Below are 17,419 nucleotides of genomic sequence, written 5' to 3'. Positions count from 1 at the left end.
GTTTACCGGACAAATGCCTGAAGAAATATCCTACCGGGTTCACGCCATACGGGTTAAGTCTGGCAGATCTTTTCCGTTACCAGAATACGCGTCTGCTCCAGAATCAGGGAGCGCGCCTGTTCCATCATCAGGAAATGCGCCTGGCCTTCCACCGAGGTCCCCGGGTGCAGAAAGTCCGGGGAACTGGCGCAGTCCATCAAGAGCCCCTGTTCAGATACTTTATCAAGAACCGCCTGCCGGATCTGCTCCGCCCGGTCCAGGTATTCTATAGGAAGATTCTCCTCCCGCACCGCACGGTAGATCGTATAAGCCACCATTTCGGAAACTTCGGTTTCCTCAAACGAGTCAGGCCGGTCCAGAATATCGTGGAACAGATGATTTTGATTTTCATACCGCAGCATTTCATCCAACAGTTCCTTAAAATCCCGGTAAATCTCCTGTTTTTCCTCCCGGCAGCTGTCGGGAAGCTCCCGATAAAGCCGGTACAGGCCGGTGAGTATCCAGCCGTTGCCGATTCCCCACAACACCTTCCTGCGGTATTCGCCGGTGTCCTCGCACCAGATGTGATAATAGAGCTTTTTTTCCTTATTATATAATTTTTTCAGATAGCCCTTCATCTGATCATAGGCTTCCCGGTAATGTCCGGTACGCGCTAACGCGGCCGGTGTAAACGCCGCGGAATCCGCCCATATCTCCTGTGTCCCCAGCATATGGCAGATCACACCGTCCGGTGTCCGGGGCGCGTGATGCAGCAGATATTCCATATTTTTTTCCACCGCTTCTATGTACCTGTCCTGCTTTTCACGGCTGCCGATCTCCAGTACCGGCAGCACACAGAAGGTGGAGTCTGTAACCGCGGGGGTATTTTCCACATTGCAGATTCTTCCGTCCTCACTCTGCCTTAGTACCATATCCCGAACGAGAAGGCTTAACCGCTCATAATCCCCGGTCTCCAACAGCGCCTGCCCCGTGATTCCCTGTTCCCAGCATTGCCTCGTCATACATAACATTGCCTTCTTAACCTTCAAAACAACACTGTTTTCATTCATAATTACCTCCATGTTTGCGTTCCCTTATCAATTCATTTTACGCTTTGGATTTGGATGAACGCAGAGCATCGATAAATACGGCGAAGATTAAAACCAGGCCCTTTACCACCTGCTGCCAGTATGCCTGCACATTCAGCAGCGTCATACCGTTTACAAGAACCGCCAGCACCAGAATACCGATCAGGGTACCGCCGACTTTCCCTTTGCCGCCGGCCAGGCCGATACCGCCTAAGATAACAGCGGCGATGCCGTCCATATCATTTCCGTAGCCATGGTTGGGCATAGCGGAGGATGTCTGGCATACGGTGATGATCCCGCCCATGACCGCAGTCACGCCGGCGATGATGTGAGAAATAAATTTTACCCGGTTCGCGTTGATACCGGCCAGCTTCGCCACCTGGATATTTCCGCCTACTGCGAATACCTGCCGTCCGTATTTTGTATATTTAAGCAGATACCACACGATAATGTAAGTGATTAACATCACCATCAGGCAGAACGGGATTCCGAAGATCTTTCCGTTGCCGATAAAATAATAAACGGGATCGTCGATGCGGATATAACGGCCATCGGTCAGCAGGAACGCCGCGCCGCGGAAGATAAACTGGGTTCCCATGGTGGCGATAATGGGATTGACCCTCATGATCGTGATAATAAACGCGTTGATGCAGCCGCCCAGGATACCGACCAGAATGGTTACGGCCAGGGTCACCGGCACGGAAAATCCGGCCTCAATCATCATACCCATAATCATACCGGCCATAGCCGCCAGGGAATACTGGGATACATCCAGGCCTCCAAGCAGCATGGCTACGGTAAGTCCGGCGGCCATGGTACCCATAATGGAAGCATAGGTCCCGATGTTCATGATATTTCGGAAAGTAAAGAAATACTCCGACTGAACTCCAAATATGATACACAACACAACGAGCATAATAACGGTGCTGAGTTCGCTCTTTGAGTTTTTCAATAAACTTTTTACTTTCGACATGATTAACACTCTCCTATCGCATATTTTAAGAGGCCTTCCTGCGAGTAGTCGCCCTTGCTGACCTCTCCGGTAATTTTTCCTTCACACAGTACGTAAATGCGGTCGCTCAGCGCCATAATCTCAGGAAGCTCGGAGGATATCATGATTACGGCTTTATTCTGGGAACACAGCTCATTGATCAGATTATAGATCTCCACCTTGGCGCCTACGTCGATCCCTCTGGTTGGCTCGTTCAGGATCATGACGCTTGGATCCGTATTCAGGCTTTTGGCTATGACCAGCTTCTGCTGGTTGCCGCCGCTCAGTGTCCCGGCTTCCGTCATCACCGACGGGGTTTTCACGGATAATTTTTTCACCCATTCTTCCGCCAGCTGTGTTTCGTATTTAAGATCCAGTTTTCCTTTTCTTTTAATCTTATCCAGATTGGACAGGGTAATGTTATCCCGGACCGGGGCCACCAGGTTGACGCCTTCCGTCTTCCGCTCCGCGGGCACATAGGATATTCCGCGCTTCAGCGCTTCCAGCGGTGTCGCGTTCATGAACTCCTGCCCATTCATCACCAAAGTTCCCTTATCCGCTTTCTGTGAACCTACCACGCAGCGGCACACCTCGGATCTCCCTGCTCCCATCAGACCGAACAAGCCCACTACCTCTCCTGCCCGGACCTGTAAATTGATATCTTTTAAATAGGAAGTAGAAAGCCCTTTTACTTCAAAAGCCACCTCGCCGATCTTACAATCCCGGGACGGGTACATGTCGTTTACTTCCCGTCCAACCATGTAGGCTACGATTTCATCCGTATTGGTCTCTTTTACATTCAGAGTTGTTATATATTTGCCGTCCCGCATAATCTCCACACGGTCCGCGATCTGGAACAGCTCCTCCATGCGGTGGGAGATATAGATGACGCCCACACCGTCCTTTTTGATATCCCGGATCAGTTCGAACAGCTTCTTGGTCTCCACCTCGTTAAGGGCGGAGGTCGGTTCGTCCATCACCAATATTTTGACGTTTCTGGAAAATGCCCTCGCGATCTCAATGAGCTGTTTTTCCGCAACGGATAATTCCGATACCATATCCGTGGGTTTCCGATACCCTAACCCGACCCGCTCCATGATCCCTTTTGCCGTTTCAAACATATTCTTGTAATCAATCTTCTTCAAGGGCCCGGAGGTCGGTACCTGACCCAGCAAAATATTCTCTGCGATCGTCAGGTCGTTCAGATAATTCAATTCCTGATAAATAATCCCGATTCCTAAATCAATTGCTTCCTTCGTGGTAAATTCTTTGTAAGACTTTCCGCCGACGATGATTTCTCCCTCATCAGCCTTATACATACCGGACAAAATCTTGATCAGTGTCGATTTTCCCGCGCCGTTTTCACCCATCAGGGCCAGAACCTCGCCGCCGTACAGATCCAGATCCACCTTATCAACCGCCACGACACCGGGAAATGCTTTGTAGATGCCCTTCATTTCCAGTACTTTTTCCACCACTCGTTCACCTGCCTTGTCTTCTTTGCTTCGAACCATTGGAAATACAGAACGTTCCATTTTAATTCCGAACCTTCCACCGAATAGGGAAAGGAGAGTTTCCTCCGGAGACTCTCCTTTCCAGTCCTTCTTGCTTATTGCATTGCGGCAATCGCAGCGTCTCTGTCTTTTACGTATTCATTTACATTGTCCAGTGTTACGATTGTCACCTTGGTGTATCCGTTCTGTTCTACTTCTTCTCCGTTCAGGATCTTGGTCGCCATGTCCATGATCTGCTCGCCGTACAGATGGGAGTTATAGGACGCGGTCGCTACCCATGCGGTATCTTTGTCCTCTACATGTTTCTGAAGGTTTTCAATGGGGGCCGGGTCCGCGTTGTGGGAAACCACGATACAGTCATCTTTTCTGCTCTCGCCTTCTACCGCCGCGTTAGCCGCGTAACCTCTGTCGTCATTCTGTCCCACGATTACGATCTTCGTAGCGTCGGGATGAGAGTTCAGCCAGTCTTTAGTCATGGTCTGGGATTTTACATCATCCTGTTTGGAATCCAGCCATACCACATTGTCATCCGGTACGCCGTATTTCTCCTGAAGTACATTTACAACACCGTCGTTTCTCTTTTTGATCTCATCACCGGAAGCCGCATCGTATACATTTACGATATATTCCAGCTCTCCGCCAAACTTGGAGTCTACGTATTCCGCAGCCGTCTGTCCTAAGATCTCCCCGGCTTCCAGGTTGTTCACGCCGAAGAAATACGCTCCATCATAGATACAGTCCACGCTCAGCATCGGGATGTTTTCTTTGGCCAGGTCGGAAGCGATAGCGGAACCCGCTTCTGCCATTACGTTAAAGTCGATGATGATGTCCGCGCCTTTGGTAACCAGCGCTTCAATGTTCTGTTTCATCTTGGTAGCGTCACGGTCGGAAATCGTTGTATTGTATACATATCCGGCATCTTCCGCCGCTTTGTGAATTCCGCCTTCTACCGTAATGAAGAAGTCTTCTTTTAACTGCATATTGCTGTAGCCGATGTTATAGGCTTTTCCTTCGGCGGAGCCTTCGTCGCTTCCGGTCGTATCTGCCGGAGCCGCGGAGGTATCCGCTTCCGGCGCGCTGGTTTCTTCAGCCGGAGCCGCCGCCGGTTCTTCTTTCGTTCCGCACCCCGTCATCATGGTAGCTGCCATAGCTGCGCACAACAATACACTTAATAGTTTTTTCTTCATCTGTTTTGCCTCCCTTGGACTTTTTGTTTGTTTTTCTGTTTTATATTGAATGCATCGCTGCATTAATACCAATTGTCTTTTATTTGTAAATAAATAAACAAGTTTTAAATAACTTCCGTCAGCACCGTGTTGTATTCATGTATACCCGGTTTCGCCTCAAAGGTCCGGATTCCCTGATCAGAGGGCAGATGAATCTGTGCCTTTGCATTACCCGGTATCTTACAGGTAAGCTTTAACCGTCCCTGATCCCATATCCAATCTACGGCGATCTCGCCGTAATTGCTCCAAAGAACCGCCCTGGCCTGCGTGACTTCCCGGGATGGTCCCGGCTGGATGCGGATTCTCCGGAATCCGGGTTCTGCCGCGTCGATACCGGCCAAACCGCTGATCAGGTACTCGCCCACCGTGGTAAAACCGATGTGGCTCCAGGCATTCATAGGCTGCGGGTGCATCGTCCCGTCCTCAAACAGGGCATCCCAGCGCTCCCACACGGCGGTGGCTCCCATGGCGATCATATAGCCAATGCTTGGGTAGCGGGTAGAGCTTAGAAACTGATTGGCAATTCCTGTTTTTCCATACTTCCTCATCACATACAGGAAGTAGGGAGTGGTAGAGGTACCGCCTTTCCAGCGGACATAGCCGTCTTTCGTAAGTTCCCCGACCAGATGGTCAACCGCCTGATTTTCATACTCCGGCGGGATCAGCCCGGCCGCCAGGGCCATCACATAATCTCCCTGCCCGCCTCTTCTTAAAGAACCGTCCCGGGCGATAAAATTCAGACAGAACGCTTTTCGAATCTTCTCATAGAGCCTGCCATAATACTTTGCCCGTTCCGGTTCGCCTGCGGCCGCTAAAAGCCTCTGCATCATACAGGCCGCCACCGCGTAGTGAGCGGTTCCAATCATGCCGGGCGATCCGTCCCCATATCCGTGCAGGGTATCCGAGTGATCGGTCTGTTCCAGTATTCCCAGCCAGTCACAGCCGGTGGCAAACCGGATGTGCCGGTCCGCGTTTCTCTCCAGAAACTCAAAATATTTTTCCGCCTGCTTCTGATATCTGCGGAAGGTACGGATGTCCCCGTACATCCGCCAAAGCGTGTACAGCATATGGACGCCGTGATTGGACTGAAGGTCTCCCACAAACTGCTCGATATCCTTCATCATCATCGAAGGAGCGATGGCTTCCAGGCCGCCGTCCTCATGCTGTCCATCCCAGATGTCCGTGGTCCACTTCCGGATAAAGGCTTCCTGATGGCTATAATAGCACATGGCATAGGTGAAATGATTCCCCTCGGTCCCCCAGCCCAGTCTCTCATCCCTGGCGCAGCAGTCCGTGGGCACCTCGAACTCATTGCACAGCTGGGTATTTTTTATAACCTGAAAGACCTGGTTTACCGTCTCGTTGGAGCAGTGAAACTGTGTGTCCTGCAATAGTTTCGTGCTGATCCTGACCGCCCGGACTTCCGTAATCTCGATCCCCGGTGTAAAATCAATCTCGGCATACCGGAACCCGTGATATGTGAACCGGGGCTGATAACGCTCTTCCCCGGCGCCTTTTAAAATATAGGTGTCCAGGCATCTGGCGGAACGGTTGCCCCTAAGATAGAGCTTCCGGTTCTCATCCAGCATCTCGGCATACCGGACCGTGACTTTTCCGCCCTTCGGCCCTTTTACTCTAAGCGCAGCCACTCCGGTTAAAATCTTGCCGAAATCCAGGATCAAGCTATGCTCCGACAAAGCGGCCGTTTCTGCCGGAGAGATTCTCTCCTGCTCCACCACCGGAGGACCCGGATGCGCCACCGGATATCCTTCCGGCGTCCGGCCATATCCCGGCAGCCGGTCCGTTCCCGCTCCCTCTTCAACCGGGCGTTCGTCTCCCGCAACCACAGCCTTCCAGCCGCGGTCATCGAATCCCGCCTCTGAGAATCCGGCCAGTTCCCGGTTCGCGTCGTAGGTTTCCCCCTGGAAAATGTCGCTTTCCAGCAGCGGCCCGTAGGAGGCTTTCCAGCTTCCGTCGGTTACAATGGTTTTCCTGGTGCCGTCTTCAAAATACAACTCCAATTGTACCATTGCCCGGGGCTTGCTTCCATACCATTCTCTGGAAGTTAAGCCCATATAGCCGGCGTACCAGCCATCCGCCAGGATCACCCCGACTGCGTTTGCCCCTTCACGGATCAGGCCGGTAACATCATAGGCCCTGTAGTATACCGTATGTTTGTAATCTGACAAACCCGGTACGAAAAGGTCGTCTCCCGCTTTCCGGCCGTTCACCTGCACTTCCAGAAGTCCCAGGGCAGCCATGTAGATTCTGGCTTTCTTTATCTTTTTTCCGGCCCGGAATTCACGCCGCATGTATGGGAGCGGAGGAAGATAATATTGGTTGCTGCCTTTTTCAAAATCATCCGCGCAGTAAAATGACTGGCTGGGATCATAGGGTTTCCCGCTCTCTTCGTCGTAGCCGATCCAGTCCGCTTTCCATCCTGTCCCCATCAATCCGGTTTCGAACTGGGCAGCATCGCTCCATTCGGATTCCTCGTCCTGTTCATTCCAGAATTTCACTTCAAATCGATATGTAGTGAGACATTTAAATTCCTCTTCTCCCTGATAGGGATTCTGAATGCTATCGCTGCTCTTAATCTTGCCGGAATCCCAGATCAGTCTCCACTGATCCGTTTCCGCGTCTTCCTGATATAACCGGATCTGGTATGCAGACTGTGCAACCGCATCCTTTGCTGGAATTTTCCAGCCGAATACCGGCGCCCTGTCTTCGATCTGTATGGAATTCATTTGTCCATTACAAGTCAAATCAAATGCTTTCATCGTGTCTCTCCTTCATATTTCATGAAATCCTTTTTATTAATAAAAAATAAATGTTTTTCCCGAAAAATGTCTGGATTATTCTTTCTTTTATGAAATCTATTTCATAAAATATTTTCAATTATACAGCCAAATATGCTTTATAATTTATTATTTATCATTTTATTTTCACGTATATTTATGAAATGGATTTTATTATTAAAAAATATAAAATTTTCCGTTTGATTTATTTTTTATTATGAAATGGTTTTCATGATCACATTATAAAATGGTTATTTACGGATGTCAAGAGCTTTTTGTAATTTTTTTATATTTTTATCACCTGTGTTTCTCTCCCGCTATCCATATTCACGGAAAACCGGCTGTAAATCCAGGTCACCGTATACACAGTGACCACATATCCTGTTCAGAATGGAATATAGAAATACTCAATGCTGTTGTATTTCCTTTCTTCTGCCTCATATAGACGTATAATATTAAACGCCCATACCGCTGTGCACAGCATGGACGTTTCCTGTAACGTTTTCTCTTTTGCCCGCCTTTCTGGGTTAACGCGCCTTCTCAGTCATAGGTTCACTCCCGGTATTTCAAAAATTCCACAATTTCTCCAGATGGTCCATAAACAGCTCCCAGATGCATAGGCTCAGGAACATCCACGTCTTTGATTTCTCCCTTTAATCTGGCCCCATATTCCAGGGCACGCTCCACCGCAGCCTCCACGTCTTCCACGATCAGCGCCAGGTGAATGAAGCATCCGCTTCGCTCCTCGAAATTATCAGCCAGTGCTTCCCCGCCGTCTCCCAGAACTTCCAGAATTCCGCCTCCGTTCAGCCGGATCATACAGGCCGGAAATCCTTTCTGATGGGTCCACTGTGCGTAACACTCTCCGCCCAGCCCTTCTGTATAAAACGCTTTTGCCGCTTCAAAGTCCTTCACCCGGACAGCCAGATGATGGATTCCCATTTTTTGTCCCACTCTCTCTTCCTCCTGATCTTTTTGGATTTTAATTTTGACGATCACTTTTTTTACTTTCTGTTTCTGTTTTCCATCCGCATCGCATCTGGTCTTATGGCAGTCTTCAGGAGTAAACACCGCATAATCTCCCTCCTGCAAAATCAAAGCGACAGACTTTGGCGTTTCCTCATAGAACACGATGTCCTCATCCGGCCGGTACGGAACAGCCTCCTGATGAAAATTCTGCAGACTGCTGACAAGAATTTTCTCCTTTCCCGCAACTATGTACTGAACGTCCAGATATGCGCGGTGTGCTTCGAATTTTAATTCTTCCTCACCGGAAGTTATATAGTCCTGAACGACCGCAAACATTCGGTCGCCGTCTATTTCTGCTCTCCCCGAGGGCAGTGTTTTTAAATCCGTATTTTTCAGATAGTCCAACGCTTTGGCAAGCTCCTGAGCTATCCAGCCGTATGTCCCGGCAGATTCCAGTTTTTCAATTATCATATTCTCACCTGATTCATTTATTTAGACTCTGACTTTCACGACCGCTTTCCTGATTCGGACAGTCTCGCCGGTTTTTGGAAAGCAGATCATCTTATGGGCGTCCTCCGGGAACAGGATCGCCATCTCCCCCTCCTGTAATATCACATGGGCATCGTTTTCCCGGGGCTCGTAGAACTGTACATCCTGTTCTGTATTATATTTTCCCGCCGGAATGAACCGGGAACGGTTTCCAATCAGCAGTTCCAATTCCCCTTCCAGCACATATTGAATATCGATGTATTTCCTGTGCGTTTCATATACCGCATCGATCGGCGCTTCCACACGGAAGCTCTGTAGCATCATATAGATATCTTCCCCGTCTATTACATAAGTTCCGTCTTCCAAGGCGCTCAAATCGTGTTCCTCTAGATATCGCACCGCCTGATTCAGCCGATCGGTCAGATATCCATAATCATTCTCCTGCAAAACACTTCCCGTTATCATAATTTCCTCCAATATCGCATTTACTGCGGCTTAATTCAGGTTTGCGTGCTTATTCTGCTTCCTTAGGCTCCAGCGCCAGCGGCCCCCATTCCGTCGGCCGCCGTATCAGATGCATTTCTCTATGTTCATATATGACGATCTCAGCCAGATAGATCACACGGCACCCCGGTTCCAAATGTCCGCCCACCGCTTTTTCTTTATCGGAGACTACGGCATGAATATGCGCTTCTCCGTCAGCAATGATACCGGTCATGGATACCAATTCAAGCGGATACTCCTGCCAGCTCGGGAAATCTTCCTCGGCCGGGAAACGGTCGATCGTATTGATCATATGTAAGGTACATCTGTCCAGCGTACCATACCCGCAGACAAGCGTGCCATCTTTTATTCCCTGCTCCTGAATAACCTGTTCAATAGACTCTCTTAACAGATCGCCTTTGTTCAGACGGATTACAAAAACCCGTCCTCCGCCCTCCGACGCATAACATTTCATAACTAATTCTTCCTTTCACAAAAGTTTTAATTGTAGTGTATTGGGAAAATGCTAAACATTCTCCATCCGGCAAGCCAAAATCTATCTGGCATTGGAAACCGGATCATTTTAAACGTCTGGAAAATAAAAAGATTGGATTGCTATCCATTAAAACTCAGAATCTCAGAATAGTGATATAAACGAAAAGAAGATCCGCAGCCGCTGCTGCGGGAAGGAATTATTGTGAAACAGATGTCTGCCGTCAGGCTGCCGGACCGCCTGCGGTGTACTGCCGCAGGGTCCGCCGGATATCTCTTACGTTCTGACGTCTGTTTTGCCGGATCGATTCTCATGCCGCCGGTTCTGCTGTCAGATCAATTCTTTCGCCTGACCCACAATATGATACAGATCCTCCACGATACTGTTGATCGTATACTGGAATATATTTTTCATAGGCCCGGCCAGACCGATGGACGCCAATATCTGCCGGTTATGATCCAGGGCGGGAACTGCGATACAAGTCTGTCCGTCGCTTTCCTGCTCAAGTTCGATCGCATATCCATTATTTTGTATGGTATTAAATTCCCCGTCCAGGGCTTCCCAATCGGTGAGCGTATTCGGTTTGAGTTTGACCAGCGGATGTTTCCGGTATTCCTGCAGAACCGTTTCCCCGCTGTAAGCCATCAGGCATTTGCCAAGGGCACTGGTATGGCTGAGCACAATCGCGCCTTCTTCGATCGCATTGCGCGGCACATATTCACTCCGGCATACTTTCAGCGCGATTACATGCTGGGGAATCGCCGGAGACTGGTACGACGGGATCGCCACGTAGACCGTCTCCTGATACTTTTCCGCGATTTTGACAGCCATATTCTGAAATACATTTACCAATGGGATATTTTCCTTGACGCTCTTGCCGATGGTATACAAACGCAGGCCAAGACCGTACTTAGCATTTTTCTCATTCTGGTATACATATCCTCTGGCTCTCAATGTGGATAGCATGCGGTAAACCGTACTGCCAAACAGATCAGTTCCCTCGCTGATCTCGCTGATGCTGGCTTCATGCCCGCAATGGTATAAAAACTCTATAATATCAATGGCTCTGTTTAACGATTGGATAGGTGGATTCGATGACATAGCATTTCCCTTCAATAAGTGCATAAACCCTTATAATATACAGATTATACACTTTTCTGTAATATCTTGTCAACGAGAGCTCCCCCGAATTAAGCGCCTGTTTTTCATTCCTTCTCTTCGTTTCTCTTTCTGATTTCCCAGAACAGTGCATGAGCCGCGTCCGGATTATACGGATAGGACAAAAGCACATCCAGAACATAGGGCCAGAATTCAAGCCCCAGCAGCTCCTTTGCAAAACTCATTGCGGCTATTTCACTCAGGCACCGGACGTGGGCTTTATTTTCCAGCGCTTTTATTTTCCAAAGCACCACGGTAGTATTTCTTGTCATGATGTCCTGTTGATTCGTCATCTCAATCCAGTGAAATATCTCATGGGCCAGAAGAATATCGGGAATTTTTTCGATATCGATGAGCTCATCGATTTTTTCCTGCCGGAATACTTTATCCGCCCTGGTCAGGCAGTCCTGATAAACCTCGATCTGATCCGGTTCCGTAAATTGGGCAAAGAGCACCTGCGTTCCCTTCGCCGGCGTTTCCGGGCAGGTAACCTGCAGGCCCAGGGTTTTGGCCAGGGTCTTCGGGTCTGCCGTCTGATACTGTTCGCAGAAACGTTTGGCATATCCGGCCCCGCAGGCAGCCGCCTGTTCTGCCAGCGCTTCTCTTTGTTCCCCGCTTAGGCGGCCCCGCATTTTCTCCCTGGCAAAAGCGTAGGCTCCCCAGGTCTTGTCGGGAACCGCCAGCAGATACCGGCACATTTCTTCCAGCGAAAGCCTCTCCATAGCCAGCTCCGGCACTGCCATCTCCTGATACCTTTTCATATAAAAATTCCCGATTTGTTTAAATAATCCTTCTCCCATTCTTTCCCTCCATGCGTGCATTTTCTGCACATATAGGTATGGATGAATCTTTTTGCGCGGTTTTGTCTATTATAATTGATTTCTCGCTCCCACCAGCAGAATCTCATCCTCTTCATCCAAAATGGAAACCTCGATATCCATCAGCATGAGAATTTGATCCAAATCGTTGGTTCCATTGAAATCCACTACTTTTCCCCCGACGCATATATAATAGTCCGGCCTTAGTATGCTGTCCGCATTATAAGTGGCGATATTTTCGTAGTAATTCCTGACCGCATCCTGGTATTCCTTTACCTTGACCGTCACGGCATCCCCGTCGGTCCGCTGAACTTTGATAAATCCTTTTTTGTCCAGTATCCTGATCGGATTCTTATTTTCCTTCACTCCGCTGTAAACGTAAAAATGCTCGTTGGCGGTCAGCAGTTTTATATCTTTGACCTGTTCCCCAAAATCCTTTGCGGCGATCTCACGGGCCTCCTTTTCCGAGCACTCCGACATCAGATCTCCGGTTTTCACTTCCGTGGAGCCCAGGGCGATGGCGGTCACCTTGGAGGTCTGGGAATCAATCTCGATATGGACGTCCACGCTATCCGGGGTAGCGCCGCTTTCGATGGCCTTGTTAATAGCTTCCAGCTTAATGTTGCGGATATCATTTGCAGACGGGTTCGGAATAATCCGTTCCACCACGTCTCTGACCATGGCCAATGCCACGCCGATCGAGGAGATTACTTCCGCATTCTCCGGTATACTGTACTGGACTCCCATCTTTTTCGCAAAATAGACAATCAGCGCCGCGGCACCTCCGCCCACTCCCACAAGGGAGATCTGTTCGGTTTCCACTTTATATTTTTCCGCCAGTTCCAAAATGATCGGTTCGATCTTTCGGTATGAACGTTCCATGATCTGGGCCGCCAGTTCTTCCACCGAGACTCCAAGATATGCCGCCACAGGCGCCATGGCTTTTCTGGCGGCTTCTGCGTCTCCATAAGAAAAATATTCCGGATCTACCAGGCCCAGCACGTTGGCCGCACAGGAATTGGTGATGGTTATCCGTTTCCCGTTTTTTAACCGGACAGCCACATAGTCTGCCGGGTCCCCGGGTTTTGGTGAAAACAGTTCAAGCTCCGGCTCTACGATTTCCTTACTGTCGGTATAAACCGCATAGTCCAGTCCGGCGATATGGGCGCTTCTGGGTCCCACATCGATCACACCAGATTTGTTCAGCCGCACCATGCTGCCGCCCGCGCACCCTAACACGCGCACATCCAGGGAACTGATATAGGTCTTATGGCCGCCCACGATAGAATAATCGATAGCGGGCCGCCCGTTCTTGATCACCCCGATATTGGTCGTGGTGCCGCCCACTTCAAAATAGATCCCGTTGGACGCTCTCAGATAAATCAGGGAACCCATGACGGAGGCCGCCGGACCGGACAGCATGGTCAGGATGGGGCGTTTTTTGACCTCATTGATTTCCATTACGCCGCCGTCTCCGCGCATGATCATAAGCGGAACCTGGACCCCCGCCTGCCGTACGCTCTGTTCGGTACTGGTGGCCGTGTTGAGCATTTTCGGCAGAATGCTGGCATTGATAGCCGCCGTCCTGGTCCTTCTGGTCAGCCCGTACAGCTTCGTGATATCCGCCGCCGCCGTGGAAGGCAGTTCCATTTCTTTCGCTATATGCTTGATCCGCTTCTCCTGCTCACTGTCGTCTACCCCAAAGGCCATGGAAGCCACCATTACCTGGGCACCCTGTCCTTTCAGACTGTTCAGCTCTTCTTTGATCTTCTCATCGGTCAGTTCTTTCTTTTTAATAAATGTATTAAATATCTGAATCACTTTCCCGGCGGCAATATCGATGTCGGCGATTTTCAGCTGTTTTTTCGCCAGCAGGCCTTCCAGACCGCCTCCGGCCACACCGACGATTCCCACTTTGGCTACGTCGCCTTCTACCAGTGCATTGGTGGCCTGTGTGGTAGAATGGGCTACAAAGATAACTTCCTCCGGCCTGATATCATTATCCGCCAGACAATTTTGAAATGCCTGAACAACTCCGGCCGCCACGCCGGCTTTATCGTCATGGGTCGTCTTGACCGAGGATTTTCCAATGATCTCGTGGGTGGTATTGTCGATCGCCACCGCCTTCGTATGCGTCCCCCCCACGTCAATCCCTATTCTTACTTGTCTGTCGCTCATGTTTCCTCCAGTGCCGCATTTACTGCGGCAATTTATTCAGGTATGCGTTATACGCGTTCCTCCAGTGCCGCATGTACCGCGGCCACATAATTTTTGATCACAGTTACCGGGCATTTCCGCTTGCCGTTTTTTCAACCGGAAAGCGGAATGCCCCGGTGCGATATCATGGAATCCGTCAGAATGCCATAGATCCAAACATGAAATAAGTAATGATGGCCAGTATGATACAGATGATCCAGCCGCACGGTATACTGTGTTTTAAGTAATCCTTACTCTCATTTTTCGTGTAATTCAACCCCCACACGATCCAGGACTGTGTAATACAGCAGGAAATGTTCATGGTCATGGTCGGCGCGTAGAACAGCGGGTACAGAATGATCGTGCTGAAACCAAGCCCTTTTAAGATGCCCAGCATAGCAGCTCCGGAACCCGCCAGAGTCAGAGGTCCCCGGAACAGCCCAAGGGGTGCGAATACGGCAAACAGGATACAGATTCCGATGACTGATTTCGGGATCACGCCGCCCAGTACCGCGTGGAAATACGGAGCGCAGATGCTGGCCGCTTTGTTGAACGCCTGGATAAACATCATAAAGCAGAGCAGAGGCGCGGTATCAATAACGCCGTCGTTAAAGTTCTTGGTAATCACCCGCGCGGTCTCCGAAAAGCTGGTCAGCCGGCCGCAGGCTAACAGCGCCAAAAACGCCGAAACCAGGAATGCGAAACAGATCGGAATCTTTAAAATGATAACCATAGCTACCGGAAGGAATGGAATCAAAAGAGCGATTCCGGGCACCTTCTTCTCCTGAGGAGCCACTGTCTGCGCCGCCCACGCATGGGATACGGCCTTCTTTTTCTTAGATGCGATAATGGTGTAAACAATGCAGACTACCAGCTGAACAATCAGCGCTGCAATCCCGAATTTCAGGAACGGTCCGTTGTAGACATAGCTGTCATCCCCGTAGTAGATCTGGTATTGGTTAAAGGGCAGGACGTTGATATACAGGCCCGCGCCGATCGCCAGCATAAAGGAGGTCAGTGCCACTCTCTTGTTAATTCCAAGAGATAGAAGGATCGGCAGCACGATGACTCCGATGGCGATTACCGCGCCGGTTCCGAACATGCTGCTGAAAATACCGGCAACGACTACGGAAAGAAGTACGGAGGTGATGACCGGTTTGTCACCGCCCAGTTCCACGGTTTTTCGGATCAGCGCCGCCGCGATACCGGTATCCAGCAGAACCCGGCCGAAGAACGCGCCGAAGAAGAACAGGATTGTATTCGCGCCGTTATTCGTAAACGCATTCTGGAACACCTCTTCTATGACCGACATGACGGACAGTGACGCGATTCCTTCATTGGCGCTTAAAAACGAGTCGCTGGCAAAATAATGGCCCACCGTGGCAAAGATCGCCCACAGGGTCGCCATAACCAGAACGCCCAATGCCATATTGCCGCCCTTGACGGCGTATACTACGAGACACACAAATGTTAAAAGCAGAAGAACCCCAATAACAAATTCCATACTATTCTCCCTTTCTCATTTAAGTTTATGCTTGTTTCAAGGCAGCATTGTACTCATCGATCTTGGCCTGGCAGGCTTTCACGTGATTTGCGATAAAGTCATATTCCCCGCCCAGATTTATCATTCGGAATCCCCTGGCGATCACATCCGGCACCGCATCCGCGTCCGGCGCGTAGGCGCAGCAGATCCCTGTTTTTTCAATAATTTTGGCAACCGCATCATCATTGATTTTCTTCGCTTCCGGATGTTCCGGGTGTCCGTAGTGTCCATAAGCGCTGGCCAGATCCCACATTCCGGTATGTACCACATCAATGTCTTTCAACGCAATAATATTATCCAGATCGTCAATGGCCGATACGCATTCCACATCTACCATGATCACCGTATTATCATTGCACCAGTTCAAATAATCCTCCACGCTCATGCCATGCATTCCGAAATGGGCCGCCCGGCTGTTAAAGCAAACTCCCCGTTTCCCGACCGGCGCGAATTTTACCCCGTTAATCACATCCTGACAAGCCTTCGCGTCTTTTACCATAGTGGCAAATATTCCGCTGAGTCCGCAATCCATATAATGAGCAATCACATTAGGATCACAGCAGGTAGTTCTTAAAATAGCCGCTTTGCCAAGAGCCGTAATCGCTCTGGCGGTATTGGAGATCTGTTCTGAGCTGAAGCATCCATGTTCATTATCGATACAAATGATGTCACACCCCGCCAACGCCAGCGTTTCCGCCGTACCCGGATGCGTGGATTCCAAAAATACCAGACTCACAACTTCTCCGTTTCGTAGTTTCTTCTTTAACTCACTTTCCCGCATCATTTCCTTTGTCTCCTCCTTTTCTATTTCATAATGCGTAATGATATTACGTTTAAATTATTATCCTTTTTTCATCTTTTGTCAATAATATTCAGAATTTTTAAAATAAACGGCATTTTATACATATTTTTATATTGTTTTCGTTTATCCTATCTTGATTTTTTGTAAAATATATACAATAGTTTTCGCCGTCCATTCCACCATTCCATTTCGCATTATGAAATGTACTATTTCCAAACCACCATAATCACATTCTTTTTCCACACGCTCCCTCATATCTAATGGTTTTTTTGCCCGATTTTAATCAATTTTATATATATTTCTTATTTTAGAATTTACGCATACTAGTATCTCCCCCATATCTCCCCTCTTATTTTCCCATTCCGTATTGTGAAACACTTTATACTTAACCTTTATTTTCGAAAAGTACCAATAAAATATCAATAGTAGGGGAAAATGATCCATCCCCCATACCTTGTCTACTTCATTTTATTATTACAGACAGCAGGACATGAATTCTATTACGCATTCTATTTCGTTCAACTCAAAACTCCGGCAAAAGAAACACCGTTACTGCACGAATGCGCATAAAAATTTTTCCTCACCAAACTCTCCACCCGCGTCAGTCCGCACAAGCAGCGCCCCCTTATCCGCTGCCATCCGTTCCCCTCATAGCCTTTCATTCCGTACGGACACTTTCCCACGGAACAAAAAAGCACCCGGCAGGTGCAATTCTCAAAATAGTCCACTCAAAAGAGCAGTTCGTACACAAAAGGGCTCTGTTAAAATAATTGATTTCTTGGATCTTCCTCGGGGTTGGGTATGCCCGCTGCTTAAGGACAAAGGACAGGGATGCTATATGGGAGGGCTCCCGGCCCGCCGGGTTCTTTTGC

Annotated in this window: 13 protein-coding genes; all 13 read right to left on the bottom strand. The window is 49.2% G+C overall.

All coding sequences use genetic code 11. The features are described 5' to 3' along the window. Positions 1-53 precede the first annotated feature (53 nt). Complete coding sequence (locus KTH89_RS02555; RefSeq protein WP_238720505.1) at positions 54-1,049, bottom strand: glycoside hydrolase family 88 protein; 996 nt, start codon at positions 1,047-1,049, stop codon at positions 54-56. A 37-nt stretch (positions 1,050-1,086) separates the two neighbouring features. Further along, entirely contained in the window at positions 1,087-2,040 is a 954-nt protein-coding gene (locus KTH89_RS02550; RefSeq protein WP_158345154.1) for an ABC transporter permease, read from the bottom strand. Positions 2,041-2,042: 2 nt separating this feature from the next. Continuing rightward, entirely contained in the window at positions 2,043-3,593 is a 1,551-nt protein-coding gene (locus tag KTH89_RS02545; protein ID WP_238720504.1) for a sugar ABC transporter ATP-binding protein, read from the bottom strand. A gap of 74 nt (positions 3,594-3,667) precedes the next feature. Then, on the bottom strand, positions 3,668-4,759 hold the full coding sequence (locus tag KTH89_RS02540) for a sugar ABC transporter substrate-binding protein (protein ID WP_238720503.1): 1,092 nt from the start codon (positions 4,757-4,759) through the stop codon (positions 3,668-3,670). A gap of 104 nt (positions 4,760-4,863) precedes the next feature. Then, positions 4,864-7,578 carry a family 78 glycoside hydrolase catalytic domain gene (locus KTH89_RS02535; RefSeq protein WP_238720502.1) on the bottom strand — a complete coding sequence of 905 codons (2,715 nt, stop codon included), beginning with the start codon at positions 7,576-7,578 and terminating at the stop codon, positions 4,864-4,866. Between the two features lie 570 nt (positions 7,579-8,148). After that, positions 8,149-9,036 carry a YhcH/YjgK/YiaL family protein gene (locus KTH89_RS02530; RefSeq protein ID WP_238720501.1) on the bottom strand — a complete coding sequence of 296 codons (888 nt, stop codon included), beginning with the start codon at positions 9,034-9,036 and terminating at the stop codon, positions 8,149-8,151. Between the two features lie 21 nt (positions 9,037-9,057). After that, positions 9,058-9,519, bottom strand: coding sequence for a YhcH/YjgK/YiaL family protein (locus tag KTH89_RS02525; RefSeq protein ID WP_238720500.1), 462 nt, complete (start codon positions 9,517-9,519; stop codon positions 9,058-9,060). Positions 9,520-9,568: 49 nt separating this feature from the next. Next, a complete protein-coding gene (locus KTH89_RS02520) occupies positions 9,569-10,012 on the bottom strand; it encodes a PPC domain-containing DNA-binding protein (RefSeq protein WP_158345118.1) in 444 nt (147 codons plus the stop codon). A 348-nt stretch (positions 10,013-10,360) separates the two neighbouring features. Further along, complete coding sequence (locus KTH89_RS02515; RefSeq protein WP_238720499.1) at positions 10,361-11,131, bottom strand: IclR family transcriptional regulator; 771 nt, start codon at positions 11,129-11,131, stop codon at positions 10,361-10,363. Between the two features lie 104 nt (positions 11,132-11,235). Continuing rightward, positions 11,236-11,988, bottom strand: a complete 753-nt coding sequence (locus KTH89_RS02510; RefSeq protein ID WP_158345114.1) for a hypothetical protein — start codon at positions 11,986-11,988, stop codon at positions 11,236-11,238. A 69-nt stretch (positions 11,989-12,057) separates the two neighbouring features. Then, positions 12,058-14,184, bottom strand: coding sequence for a hydantoinase/oxoprolinase family protein (locus tag KTH89_RS02505; protein WP_238720498.1), 2,127 nt, complete (start codon positions 14,182-14,184; stop codon positions 12,058-12,060). A 175-nt stretch (positions 14,185-14,359) separates the two neighbouring features. After that, a complete protein-coding gene (locus KTH89_RS02500) occupies positions 14,360-15,706 on the bottom strand; it encodes a citrate transporter (RefSeq protein WP_158345110.1) in 1,347 nt (448 codons plus the stop codon). A gap of 25 nt (positions 15,707-15,731) precedes the next feature. Continuing rightward, positions 15,732-16,529, bottom strand: a complete 798-nt coding sequence (locus KTH89_RS02495; RefSeq protein ID WP_158345108.1) for an HpcH/HpaI aldolase family protein — start codon at positions 16,527-16,529, stop codon at positions 15,732-15,734. Positions 16,530-17,419 lie beyond the last annotated feature (890 nt).

The sequence above is a fragment of the Diplocloster agilis genome (assembly GCF_019042275.1).
Classification (GTDB): Bacteria; Bacillota; Clostridia; order Lachnospirales; family Lachnospiraceae; genus Diplocloster; species Diplocloster agilis.
The sequence above is the reverse complement of the archived record's forward strand: the minus strand, read 5'-3'. Positions and strand labels throughout refer to the sequence as shown.

What these genes read in the sequence shown, in the direction of transcription:
- KTH89_RS02555 (WP_238720505.1), bottom strand. Translation starts at nt 1,049, where the DNA reads ATGAATGAAAACAGTGTTGTTTTGAAGGTTAAGAAGGCAATGTTATGT.
- KTH89_RS02550 (WP_158345154.1), bottom strand. Translation starts at nt 2,040, where the DNA reads ATGTCGAAAGTAAAAAGTTTATTGAAAAACTCAAAGAGCGAACTCAGC.
- KTH89_RS02545 (WP_238720504.1), bottom strand. Translation starts at nt 3,593, where the DNA reads ATGGAACGTTCTGTATTTCCAATGGTTCGAAGCAAAGAAGACAAGGCA.
- KTH89_RS02540 (WP_238720503.1), bottom strand. Translation starts at nt 4,759, where the DNA reads ATGAAGAAAAAACTATTAAGTGTATTGTTGTGCGCAGCTATGGCAGCT.
- KTH89_RS02535 (WP_238720502.1), bottom strand. Translation starts at nt 7,578, where the DNA reads ATGAAAGCATTTGATTTGACTTGTAATGGACAAATGAATTCCATACAG.
- KTH89_RS02530 (WP_238720501.1), bottom strand. Translation starts at nt 9,036, where the DNA reads ATGATAATTGAAAAACTGGAATCTGCCGGGACATACGGCTGGATAGCT.
- KTH89_RS02525 (WP_238720500.1), bottom strand. Translation starts at nt 9,519, where the DNA reads ATGATAACGGGAAGTGTTTTGCAGGAGAATGATTATGGATATCTGACC.
- KTH89_RS02520 (WP_158345118.1), bottom strand. Translation starts at nt 10,012, where the DNA reads ATGAAATGTTATGCGTCGGAGGGCGGAGGACGGGTTTTTGTAATCCGT.
- KTH89_RS02515 (WP_238720499.1), bottom strand. Translation starts at nt 11,131, where the DNA reads ATGTCATCGAATCCACCTATCCAATCGTTAAACAGAGCCATTGATATT.
- KTH89_RS02510 (WP_158345114.1), bottom strand. Translation starts at nt 11,988, where the DNA reads ATGGGAGAAGGATTATTTAAACAAATCGGGAATTTTTATATGAAAAGG.
- KTH89_RS02505 (WP_238720498.1), bottom strand. Translation starts at nt 14,184, where the DNA reads ATGAGCGACAGACAAGTAAGAATAGGGATTGACGTGGGGGGGACGCAT.
- KTH89_RS02500 (WP_158345110.1), bottom strand. Translation starts at nt 15,706, where the DNA reads ATGGAATTTGTTATTGGGGTTCTTCTGCTTTTAACATTTGTGTGTCTC.
- KTH89_RS02495 (WP_158345108.1), bottom strand. Translation starts at nt 16,529, where the DNA reads ATGATGCGGGAAAGTGAGTTAAAGAAGAAACTACGAAACGGAGAAGTT.